The 12,045-nt window shown below is 41.7% G+C and carries 8 protein-coding genes; 7 read left to right on the top strand and 1 reads right to left on the bottom strand.

The features are described 5' to 3' along the window. Nucleotides 1–73: 73 nt before the first annotated feature. Complete coding sequence (locus tag AW17_RS02805; protein ID WP_029274584.1) at nucleotides 74–460, bottom strand: helix-turn-helix domain-containing protein; 387 nt, start codon at nucleotides 458–460, stop codon at nucleotides 74–76. A gap of 398 nt (nucleotides 461–858) precedes the next feature. On the opposite strand from AW17_RS02805, the gene AW17_RS24030 reads away from it, so the two are divergent. From AW17_RS24030 to AW17_RS02775, 7 genes are all read left to right on the top strand, one after another. Further along, nucleotides 859–1,032: a hypothetical protein gene (locus tag AW17_RS24030; RefSeq protein WP_157280192.1), complete on the top strand. Its 174-nt coding sequence runs from the start codon at nucleotides 859–861 to the stop codon at nucleotides 1,030–1,032. Between the two features lie 85 nt (nucleotides 1,033–1,117). Beyond that, nucleotides 1,118–2,650, top strand: coding sequence for a hypothetical protein (locus AW17_RS02800; RefSeq protein ID WP_157280191.1), 1,533 nt, complete (start codon nucleotides 1,118–1,120; stop codon nucleotides 2,648–2,650). A gap of 101 nt (nucleotides 2,651–2,751) precedes the next feature. Beyond that, entirely contained in the window at nucleotides 2,752–6,048 is a 3,297-nt protein-coding gene (locus AW17_RS02795; protein ID WP_029274581.1) for a hypothetical protein, read from the top strand. Between the two features lie 26 nt (nucleotides 6,049–6,074). Continuing rightward, complete coding sequence (locus tag AW17_RS02790) at nucleotides 6,075–10,619, top strand: RHS repeat-associated core domain-containing protein (RefSeq protein WP_029274580.1); 4,545 nt, start codon at nucleotides 6,075–6,077, stop codon at nucleotides 10,617–10,619. 17 nt (nucleotides 10,620–10,636) lie between these two features. Beyond that, entirely contained in the window at nucleotides 10,637–11,143 is a 507-nt protein-coding gene (locus AW17_RS02785) for a hypothetical protein (protein ID WP_029274579.1), read from the top strand. A gap of 21 nt (nucleotides 11,144–11,164) precedes the next feature. Further along, nucleotides 11,165–11,509 carry an Imm51 family immunity protein gene (locus AW17_RS25325; protein ID WP_029274578.1) on the top strand — a complete coding sequence of 115 codons (345 nt, stop codon included), beginning with the start codon at nucleotides 11,165–11,167 and terminating at the stop codon, nucleotides 11,507–11,509. A gap of 44 nt (nucleotides 11,510–11,553) precedes the next feature. Beyond that, nucleotides 11,554–12,027 carry a DUF695 domain-containing protein gene (locus AW17_RS02775; protein WP_029274577.1) on the top strand — a complete coding sequence of 158 codons (474 nt, stop codon included), beginning with the start codon at nucleotides 11,554–11,556 and terminating at the stop codon, nucleotides 12,025–12,027. The last annotated feature ends 18 nt before the right edge of the window (nucleotides 12,028–12,045 follow it).

Below are 12,045 nucleotides of genomic sequence, written 5' to 3'. Positions count from 1 at the left end.
TGTTCCACGGAATTCTGTATCAAATCCATTTGCCTTTTAACAGCTAACCTGAAGCTGTGCATCTGCTAAAAACTCATTTTTTATCAAGCAGACTTTTTAGGATTTCTACTTTTTCACGCTCACTCTTTAATAGTTGATCATACAGCTCCACGATTTTATCGATGGGGTTCAACTGATATGTTGAGATGTAATTGAATACAGTACCATGGTCATTGACAATGTTATTGAACATTGCCTCCTCATTAAAGTTCTTAATTGCATCGGAAGTTACCCCGAGGACTGCTGCAATCTGGGACAGCTTTTCTTCATCAATTTCTTCACTGTGTTCTATCCTTTGTACCGATTGCCTGGAAATCCCTAGCTCCTTTGCTAAAGTATCCTGGCTCATGTCCCTTAGTTTTCTAAGCCGCTCTATTTTCCTTCCGATATTGTTGATTATAGGAGTACTGCCATCATTCATAATAATAAAATTTTGTTAAAGTTGAAGATTTTTAGTGGGCAGAATGCCCATGAAATATGGCAAGATGCCCACTTCGGTAAGCAAAGTTAAATTAAATCAACCGATTAAAATTGGCATTATGACCGCAACAAATAGCAAAATGCAATGTGTGTAATTTTCAGGTTTTTAACTGTATACAGGATACAAATTTTGATATAATCTTTGCGGGATAATGGTTGAATAAAATAAAGTCAGGGGAAATTTCCCCTACTGAATTACCGGGGTTTCACCCTTGCAGGCGGAAAATTTCTGACCAATCTTTGTCGCTGAAAAGATGCCGCCCCTGAACACCAACCATTAGAACAAAAATCTTTTCTAATTACCGCCACTAAAAGTTAGTGGCGGTCTTACAGACAAACATGAAGGCATTTTTTCTAGGTATCTGTGCATTTTTTTTACTTCTTTTATTATTGATAGGCTTTGCTATTACCACAACAGGTGATGGTGGCACCTCGGGTAAACCTAAAGATTTTGATTCTGTGAAACACTGTGCGGAACAGATGCAACTGCCTGCATTAAAACGGAGAGTATAATTGTTCGTACCTGGCCCTACTAGAATAGTCCCCGCTTGTTGTTCATCCATTCCCAGCCCTTGGGCTACAATTTTAAAACTCTCTAGTGAAAATAATATTTTTCTTGATGAATCTGTTTATCATACAGTTTATTGCCATTGATAACACTCATGGTCAGGAAAATAATCCAGAAATCACAGCACAGAATTACCTGGACAACAGAACTTCGGCTTTGGACAAATATCTGAAACGTTCCCAGCGTATACAACAGAAATTATTGCGCCGCCTGAAAAAACAGGAAGCGCGTATGATGAAGCAGTTGGCAGCCAAAGATTCAGCGCTTTACAAGCAGTACCTGGATATGCCACTGACCTATGATTCTATAACCAGCTTATCGAAGGATACTGCGGTACTGAATCAAAGGACAGGAAGACGGAATGCTACCATCGATAGTTTGAATGGCATTCAGCAATTTATACAAAAGCAAGCCGGTAAACTGAATTCGGTAGCCGGTCTTGCCGGCAAAGAATTGCCGGGTGGTGATTATACATCAAAGATTTCGGAGCTCCAATCCAAACTGAATGCAGAACAACAGGTCAAAGACCTGATCCAACAACGCAGCAAAGCCCTGGAGCAATTAGCGGGCGGTAAAAATATTGCCGGTCTGCAAAACATACAAAAGAACGTTTACTATGCCCAGGAAAAAATGAAAGCCTGGCGCGAACTGGCGGACGATCCGGATGAAGCGGAAGAAAAAGCAATGGAATATTTGCAGGGCGTAGAAGGCTTTGACAATTATCTCAACACCAATAAAAATGCCTTTGGCGGACTCGGCAATAATGCTACAGCTGCAGATCTGCAAAGCATGGGGTACCAGACCAAAAGCCAGATGGGTAAAATGTTACAGGATAAATTTGGCAATAACCTGCAGGCGGTACAACAAAGTATGGGCGAGCAGGTGCAGCAGTTCAGCGAAAAGCTGAATGGTGTAACCGATAAAGTAAAAGAAGCAAAGAATGCTGCAAACGAAGCCAAACAAACCCTTGCAGAAGCAAAAGCAGCGAAAGTTAAATTAAAACATATCGAGGCACCGGCATTCACTAAAAACCCCGAACGTGGAAAACCATTCTGGCAAAGGCTCGAAACACAGTATAATTTCCAGACCATGAGGGCTACGCCTGATGGCCTGCGTCCGGCTATGCTGGAACTGGGAGCATCGGTAGCATTTAAACATACACCCAAACTCAGTTATGGTGTTGGTTTAGCAACCAGTATAGGCCTGGGGCAGAACTGGCAAAACATTAAGCTGACCTATGAAGGCATCAGCGCACGCGCTTATGCCGATTGGATTATGTTATATGGCTTCAGTATACACGCCGGTTATGAACAGATATTCCGTCCTTTAAACCGTTCTTACCTGGAGGAGCATGCCGATCCTAATAATCCGCAACCACAGCAAAGTGATAATACCCTGAAAGCCGCTTTCGGCGGCGGGCAGCAGTCCACCTATGCGGGTATTATGAAACGGTACCGGATCAACAGCAAGTGGGGCGGTACTTTTCTAGCAGGTTATAATTTCCTGTGGCAGCAAAACAATTTAAGAACACCGTTTATGATTCGTTTCGGATGGTCAAAATGAAAATTAATAATATAAAAATATGGGACGCCAAGTGTTGGCGTAGACATACTTGATCTTTGCTTAATCCTTCAACAACCCAAAACAATTCTTCTTTATATTCTATGAAACACTTTCTTCGATTACTTGGTGCTGCTTTTATTTTGTGTGGCCCAAACGGAAACGCCCAGCCCGGCGCTCCAACAGCGGATGCTAAGTTTGTTCCGTCTATTACAGGAAAGAACAGTAGCATTGGCAATATTTATAGCCCCAACCTGTTCGATGGTAGCGCCAATATAAATATCCCTATTTACCAGTTCAGCAACAACCATGGTAGTTTTGGGGTTTCATTTAGTTACAATACCAAAGGTGTGAAGGTTGATGAAATTGCCGGAAAAGCAGGCCTACATTGGAATATTAACGCTGGGGGAGGAATTAGTAGGGTAATGCGCGACCTGCCCGATGAATTAAGTCAAGTGCATCAGTTACCTGCTTCACCAAACGGAACTGTCATGACCTCTGTGGGGAGATGGGGGCTTTATAATATGGCTTATATTCCCGGCAATATCCATCCTGACGGTGAAAATGACGACTTTATTGTTTCCGTCGGAGGGTTAAACTTTACTTTCAAAATCGGCAAAGATGGATATGTTTTTACACATCCCAACAGACATGTAAAGATAGAAAAATTATTGACCGGAGAATTGAATTTCAAGATTACCGATGAATCTGGTAACCAATATTTTTTTCGCCCCGGCGATTTTAATCAGGGACGCGTTCAGAACAATGCAGCTACCAATAATACATTGCTTAGTTACAGCTATGTTTCACGCTGGGTGATAGAAAAGATCATTTTTGCCGAGGGCAATCAGATTACCTATGAATATGATGAGACATTAACTCCGAAAACCACACTTTACCGAAAGGCTCAATGGCAAGAGCGCTTAACAGACGGTGCAATTATTTATATCCCTAGTTCATGGGTAAAAGCAGACCAAGTTACAGGCGATCTGGTGCAATTAAAAGCCATCCGATATCCAAATGGAGTTACCGCATCATTCGTGTATGACACCGCTTCTCCTGGAATCGGCCAGCCTGTTTGTGCAACGGCTTTAAAAGAGGTTGTCATAAGCTCGGGTTCGGAGAATTGTACCCGTTTCACCCTTTCTAAGGCATACCATGTTGCCAGTCACAATCCAAATCCCGCTGTTATTGTGCCCTATACCCCGATTTGCGATTTTAACAATGACACCAAACTACGAATGATTTTAACAGGTATTGAAATCAAAAGTTGTGATGGTACTGTTACAGAGCCTTATTATTCTTTCGAATATTCTTCAAATAAACTTCCTTCCCGAATGAGCGGAGGCATGGATCGCTTTGGTTATAACAATGGAGCGGCGCAAGGTGTTGAGGACGGTTATTCAGTACCTCAGCATACCTTTGCTGGCGCTAGCTTTGGTGTTAATAGAGAGGTGACAACCGATGTCAATACAATGGCTGCGGCTAATCTCGTTAAGGTAAAAAATGCATTAGGAGGAAGTGTAAGCTTTGCTTATGAATTACATTCAGGACTGCAGAATACCAGGTCTGTTTCCCCAGAAGATCCAGCTTTCTTTCTTGGTGTAAACGATAATGATGGCCTTCGAATAAAGTCGATAACCGAAACCGACAAATTCCACCCTGGCAATTCCAGGATACAGAATTTCATCTATAGCGGCGGACAGCGCTTTCTGACCGGTGGGTATTTTCATTACTTAAGCGATGTTGGCGGTTCCTCCAGTACTGGTAATCTTGATAAAACAGCTTACACGGTTGGAGGATATAGCATAAGTCCTCGCCAACTAATCAATGGCTCAAATCACGGATACTCCGAGGTGAAGGTGGAGAGCCGGGATCAATCAGGAAATTTAATAGGACGTACAGAGTACGTGTTTACAAATATAATTACCGGTACAGACACTTGTTATTTGAAAAGCGGTTCAAGAGATTATCTTCAGGAGCCTTTTACAGACAAGCAATACATCAAAGACTGGCTTGTTGGCCTACCCTTAAAAACAACACAGTACGACCAGTTCAACCAGTTGGTTACCCGCACTGCCAATACGTATTCTAGCACTGTTGACATGAGCTCTTCTGCTTTATTAGAACCGAACGTAAAGACGATGCGCGCCCGCACAGGTCAAAGCATAAATCCCTTTTTGGATGTTATTGTTGCTACTGATACCTTCTTGCCATATACAGGGAAGGTGTTTCTCCAAGAAACACTAACAGAGAAATTTCCTGATGGCAGTCCAGTAATTTCGGATAAGGTGTCATATGGTTATGATAGTAGGGACAGGCAAAAATGGATCAAAACTAGAAACAGTAAAGGAGAATATATCCTTACCGAATATGTATACAACTATGATGTTGTAGAAGGAAGTGGTTCTGGTCCATTGTATGACATGAAAAATAATGGAATTGAAAAGGTAATAAGTACGGAACGGTGGAGTTTAGGAACATCAGGCCTTAATAGGCCGGAATACAAACGTCTTTTAGATGCCTCAATTAATGGCCTGGAATTTTCCAATGGTATCTTGCGGTCAAAAAAGCTGTATACCTTAAACAATGGGGCACCTATAGAATATCCTACCTATACAGGCATTTTGACTACATCCCCGGCTTCCGCCCGATATAACAAAATTATTTCTGCTTATAGTGGTGCTGCTATTCCCCTATTCAAAAAGACAACGGAAGTGATCCTGTTTGATCAAAAAGGTAATCCTTTAGAAACCAAGCTTCGCGATTTGAATAGTTATAAAGCTATGCTCTGGGATACTGTTACCGGTGATAAACTGGCCGATGTTAGTAATGCACGTTACAACGAGATTGCTTATACCAGTTTTGAAATACTTTCAACTGGTGCAACTTATCCTGCAGGAACCTTTATCACCGATGGTCGATTCACCTATCAGAACAGCGGTTTGGCTGCAAGCGCCATTAGCGGGCAATTTGCTTATAGCCTCACTCCAAATGGTGTAAACATTTCAGTGTCAGGTCTTACACCGAATAAAGTGTATATCGTCAGTTTTTGGTCTAAAAACGGTATACCCAACTTTTCCGGTGCGGGCGCGACCGTAACCTTTGCAGCTCTATATGCAACGAATGGATGGACATTTTACCAGGGTAAATTTACGCCTACCAATAATGGCACTATGAGCTTTACCTCAAACAGCCAGATTTTCGTGGACGAGATCAGGTTGTTTCCTGCAGATGCTATGATGCAATCCTGGACCTACAAACCTCTATGTGGAGCGACATCTACGACAGATGCAGCAGGAAGGATAATTTACCTGGAATATGATAAACTTGGCCGACCTGTCCTCAGTAGGGATCAGGAAGGACATATACTTTCCAAAACTGAATTCTTCAGCAACTAAATTCTTAATTCCGAAAACAAAAAAATATGTACACAAAATATTTAAGTCTGCTGCTTTTTGTTGTAGTATCTGCATCAAAGATATGGGGCCAGAATGTGCCTCAGCTCAATCAAACGTTTCCTCAGGGAAGCGTTACGACAATTCAAGTACCACCTGCTCCTATTACAACGCTCGGAGTCAATTATATAAAAAGCAGTACTCCGATGGTTCCAATTTCGGACGCGTCTGCGATCAATTCGATTGGTTCACAGAATCTTAAGCAGAGCTACACATACGTAGATGGATTTAACCGTACGATCCAGTCTGTACAAAGCAATGTATCGTTGGAAAACAGTACATATAAGCATCTGGTTCAGATAGCAGACACCAGGTTTCAGAATGATCAATATAGCTTCCTGCCTTATGCCAGTGAGTATTTTGGACTGCAACCGAATAGTTTCGAGGCACAAAAGAGCTATTATAATGGCGTCTATCCAGACGAAGGTTATACTTCGTATTCGAAGTCTACCACTATATCAGACGCATCAGGAACCCGCAACATAAATTATGGAGCGGGTAAAAGCCAGGTAGGCCAAAATCGGGGCTCAGTAACAACCGGGATAAGTAACGTTGCTGGGGAGGTAAGGATGTGGGATATTGACGCTTCTGGCAATCCAGTATCCACTGGAACTTATGCAGCGGGAGAACTATTTGGGCAAATAATATCCGCTCCGAATGCAAATGCTGTTAACAGTTTCGGTGCGTTATCAACAAAAGCATTTAAAGATAAAGATGGAAGGATTGTGCTTAAAATGGTCGCCGATTCTAGCTACGCGATAGGCGGCGGTGTCCCGCAAAATATTACAACTTATCTAAGCACCTATTATGTCTACGATGAATTGGGTCAACTACGATACACTTTGCCGCCGCGCGCCGTACAACTGATCCAACAAAATGGGTGGGTAGTGAGTGCCACGGTATTGAATAACCTATGCTTCCAGCATCAATATGACAACACGGGTCGTTTAAAGGCCGTTCAATTTCCAGGAGAAAGCGGATTTACGCATTACGTATATGACAATAAAGATAGGATTGTCATGCTGCAGACTCCAAAGGATAAGCAGGCCAATCAGTATCAGCTAACTTATTATGACAAGTTAGACAGGGTTATTGCTACTGCTCAATATTCCAACATTGACCTTCCATATGACTGGCAAGCAACATTTGATTATCCCCCAGGCACCTCTTTTTCAAATAGTGATATTAGGCATTATATGGGTTTTGATAAAGAAGGTGTGATACCGGGGGACAATGCTATCGCCGGACATCAACTTGTGAGTTACCACTTTTATGATAACTATGAGGATACTGACCCGAACAATACAAACTATACTACTTATAATAATCAATTACAGTTTACCGAACTTGAAAACACACCGGCAGCCGAGATACCAGTACGAAGTTTACGGACTCAAGGACTACTGACAGGTAGCAAAAGCAAAATTTTTCGGTCCCCGGGTGCTGTGCAAATATCAACCGGTGATTGGACCTGGAATCATAATTATTATGATGATAAAGGCAGGTTGATCAGGAGCTTGAAAGTTGATTGGTCTGACCAGGCCGGTCTCGTTCATTATCTTTTCTCAGGGACGCAATACGATTTCCTTAACAGGCCTCTTATAAGTAAAAGCATTTTTCAAAATCTGTTTGCTTCATATTCTGTGTACAAGGAGTTTACCAAAAATGAATACCAGGTCGGAACAGGAGCATTGCTTCAGACCAGCCATAAAATAAATGATAACCCGTGGTCAGTAAGCGTTAAATATCTCTATGACGCTTTAGGAAGAGTCAAGCGCAAAACCCTTGGTAGTTACGGGGAGGTGCAGGACTTGTCCTATAATATCCGTGGGCAGTTAACGGGCATTAATGCTGTGTATGCCGAGACCGGTTACAAGGGCTTTGAAAGCAGAACTTTTGGAGAATCAATAAAATACGATTGCGGTTTTACCCAACCGCAATACAATGGCAAAATATCGGGTACAATATGGCGTGGCAGTGGTAATAGCCATGCCTATGGCTACGATTATGATATGGCAGGTCGGTTAAAGAACGCCGAGTACCGCACCAATGGTACAACAGGCTGGAACAAAACTGATCTGGATTATACCGTAAGTAATATCCACTATGATAAAAATGGCAACCTACTCTCCATGGATCAGCGGGGCGTGTCACCGACTGCAGGGGTACAGACCATTGATAATTTGCGCTACAGCTACGAAGAAAATGAACTGAGCAACCGATTAACCAAGGTTGTTGATTCTGCAACTGACTATCAACTCGGCGATTTTGTAAATACTAATGGCGCCGCTAAAGATTACGAATATGACCTTAACGGGAACCTGACAAAGGATGCCAACAAAGGAATTACCAGTGTAGTTTATACCCATTTTGACAAGCCACAGGTGATTTCTTTTGCAAATGGTAAAAGTATAGAATACAGCTATGATGTATCTGGCAAAAAGGTGCAAGAATTGGTCTTGGAGCCAGGGAAGCCAAATAAGCAAATCGACTATGTAGGCTCCTATATTTATGAAAATAATGTTCTACAATATATTTTAAATGCCAATGGACGCACAGTCCGCGATGTCGCAACCGATGCCTTTAAGGAAGAGTATTTTGTAAAAGATCACCTGGGAAATGTAAGATCTACAATAGATATTACTCAAAAACCTCTTTTACAGTATCTCGCTACTTACGAATTGGCAAGTGCCAATTTGGAAGGTTTGTTGTTTGAACAGCTCAACGAAATTAGAGATGACAAACCTGCAAGTACCGATCCTGGTGATCTAAAAGCGGGCAGATTGAACGGTGAAGACCAGCGTATTGGCACGTCCCTTCTAATGCATGTAATGGCAGGGGATCAGGTGGAAATGAACGTAAACTCGTTTTACGATAGTTATGACCAAGAGGACGACAATCCCGTCGTTAGTGATCAGATGTTGGTAAGTATTGTCGGTACCCTCACAGGCGGTGTTGGTGGTTTTGAAGGTAGTGAAGGGCACAATCCCGACATGGTACCGCAGCTGTTTACTCCTGAGAACTATTTAGATCAATATGACAATATTATCAATAGCGCCACAGACCCAACCCGTCCAAAAGCCTATCTGAACTATGTGCTCTTTGATGAAAATATGCAGATTGATCGAAGCTTTAGCAATGCCTTTCAGGTCAATAGCAACGGAAGTTGGGAACAGATCGGAACAAATAGCGCTCTGACGATACCTGCCAATGGTTATCTCGCGGTTTACCTTAGCAATCAAAGCCGTGGCATAAACTGTTATGAGTGTGCCAACGTCAACTTTGACCAACTGGTAATAAAACTCCAGAAAGGGAGACAACTGGAAGAAATGCATTATTATCCTTTCGGTTTGCCAATGGCTGGGCTAAGTAGTGCCGCAGATAATAATACCAAACGTCAACGACACAAATATCAAAGTAACGAATACATCAAGGATATAGGCCTTAACTGGATGGATTTCCATGCTCGGCAGTATGATCCCCAAATAGGCAGGTTCCTTGGCGTTGATCCATTTGGCTCTATGGGTGGGCAGGATTTATACTCACCGTATGCAGCGATGGGTAATGCCCCTGAGAGTATGGTAGATCCAAACGGAGAGATGTTTAATCCATCTTTAGCTTCATTTGCCTATGCTGGGCAAAGCATTGAAAACTCAGCTGATCTGTACTCAAGTGCTTCGGGGCCTAGTAATTTCAAGAAACACGGGGATTATTTCAGTGTTGGAGCGTCGAAAGGTAGCGGCTCAAGTATTAGTAGTGATGGTGCAAGTGGAGAAACAGAAGGCCTTACCTCTCAACAAATGGTTGATATAGCAGCCGAGCAAGCTGGAAAAACAGCATATTTTGTGGATAGACTTTTTCTCGGTTGGGGACTCTTGCTTCCAGAAATTGAAGTTGTTGACCATAAACCCAACTTCTGGAAATGGGGTGAAGACGTATACTCATCGTTGGGTTCTAAATCACCATTAGGTAATGGCTACTATGATTTCGCATACAACAAAGCGATGGATAATGCCCATTTCCGAGCCGGCGAATTGGGATACTTGCCGCCAATGGGTACTGTCCACGATGCACTAGAGACAGGCGGTATGTTGCCTGTAATTGGGGAAGGCTTCGATATTGTCAACGGATTATACTACTCGATCGAAGGAGATGGCAAAAACGCTGCATGGGCTTTTGCATCAGCTATTCCGATTGCGGGAAACTACGTTACAGGGGCAAAATGGGCGAAACGCGCCTATAAGGTTTATGAAGGAGTGGATGCTGTGGGTGTTATAAAATACGTCGGAATTACGAACAGGAATCCAGTATTGAGATGGGCGGAACATGTCAGTAAAGGCGGCGGAAAGGAGCTATTGACTTGGAGGGTTGTTGATGGAGCGGAAAATCTGACGAGAAATCAAGCCCGGGTTATCGAACAGACGGTGATCAATCAGCAAGGTTTAGGCAACTTATACAACAAGATTAACTCAATTTCTCCTTCTAGGTGGGAATTGTTTGGCGTAAAACCTTAAAATAAGTAGTTTAGCACATGGCTCGAACAATCATAAAACACGGAGATATTTTTTTTGCTAAAGTGAGTGAAAATAAAAAGAAATTCTTTCAATATGTTGCTGACGACGAGAGGCAATTAGATAGTAATGTAATCAGGGTTTACAAAAAAACATATGAAGAAAATCAAACTCCCGATTTGACCGAAATCATCAAAGATGATATAGATTTTTATGCACACTGCTTGATTAAACTTGGAATACAATTTGGATATTGGACTAAAGCAGGCAATATTAAGGAGGTAGGTGACATTAATGTCATTTTTAGAGATACCTACGACTTTGGTCGGTCAGAAGGAGGTTCCCCAATTATCATTTCAAAAAAATGGGTCATTTGGAGAATTAATGACCCAGAATTTACACGTGTAAGTGAATTGATTGGTGAAAATCGCAATGCAGAAATCGGGATGGTGATGAACCCGAAGAGCATTGTTTATCGAATGCAGACTGGCCACTACGATTTAGTGAACTATCCAAAATTTGAATAGTATTCTAAAACTCATCAAAAAATGACAGAATGTTACCCTTTCCTGACCAAGAAGACGGGCAATTCGATAGTTGCTAATTTAGAAAGTAGTGACCTTTACCCTAGTTACTATCACCTCTTTAAAGCCAATGGATACGAGGGAAATGGTTATTGTTGGGAAGGCCATGTAATTCAGATTCTTGAAAAATTAGATCCTGAATTACATAAACAAATTGAGTTCGACTCAGAGACCGAAAGATTTTATTGTACTTGTGACAGTTCGGAAATCCAGGAGAGATTTATTAAAACGCTTGCTCCAATTTTTTCAGAAATGGATAAGTTGCAATCCTGGATATCGATAGCGGACAGAAGTAGAATTGATGATTAAGTCTTGACTAGTTGATCAAATTTTTTAACAAACTAAAATTGAACATGAGCATACTTAAAAAATTATTCGGCATCAAGCCTAATATTCCTGAAGCTGCTGATATCACCTCGATACCACAATCATGGAGTGTCTTGGAAGGTAAAAATAATGGGATGCCAATGATAGTCAGAAAGAATGTTGGTTGTGATAAAATCGCTGGCCACAAAGCATATACAACTAATTGTGGCATAGCGTTTAATCTTTTAGCGCCGACTGCAGATGGTCTGCCAAATTTCGAGCTTGAGCCAAGCTTAAACAAATTGGAAGATGATATTTTCGAGACCCTAGAATTTGATTTCAACTCTGTAATTCCAATAGTTATAACTACGTCAGGATTTAGAGAATTTGTTATTTATACAAAAGATATCAATAAGTTTGAAGAAGGGCTTGAAAATATCAAATCAAAATATCCCCGCTACGAGCTAACGAGTTTCAATAAGCCCGATCCGGGTTGGAAGACTTACAAATCCTTTAAATAATTAGTCGCTTCAATCTAC

Origin of the sequence: Pedobacter borealis DSM 19626 (assembly GCF_000708285.2) — a bacterium.
In the GTDB taxonomy this organism is placed as follows: domain Bacteria; phylum Bacteroidota; class Bacteroidia; order Sphingobacteriales; family Sphingobacteriaceae; genus Pedobacter; species Pedobacter borealis.
Note: the sequence above shows the minus strand (reverse complement) of the source record. Positions and strands in the feature narration are given on the sequence as shown.

Excerpts from the sequence above, each read along its gene's own strand:
- AW17_RS02775 (WP_029274577.1), top strand. The coding sequence starts at position 11,554 with ATGAGCATACTTAAAAAATTATTCGGCATCAAGCCTAATATTCCTGAA.
- AW17_RS02785 (WP_029274579.1), top strand. The coding sequence starts at position 10,637 with ATGGCTCGAACAATCATAAAACACGGAGATATTTTTTTTGCTAAAGTG.
- AW17_RS02795 (WP_029274581.1), top strand. The coding sequence starts at position 2,752 with ATGAAACACTTTCTTCGATTACTTGGTGCTGCTTTTATTTTGTGTGGC.
- AW17_RS24030 (WP_157280192.1), top strand. The coding sequence starts at position 859 with ATGAAGGCATTTTTTCTAGGTATCTGTGCATTTTTTTTACTTCTTTTA.
- AW17_RS02790 (WP_029274580.1), top strand. The coding sequence starts at position 6,075 with ATGTACACAAAATATTTAAGTCTGCTGCTTTTTGTTGTAGTATCTGCA.
- AW17_RS02805 (WP_029274584.1), bottom strand. The coding sequence starts at position 460 with ATGAATGATGGCAGTACTCCTATAATCAACAATATCGGAAGGAAAATA.
- AW17_RS25325 (WP_029274578.1), top strand. The coding sequence starts at position 11,165 with ATGACAGAATGTTACCCTTTCCTGACCAAGAAGACGGGCAATTCGATA.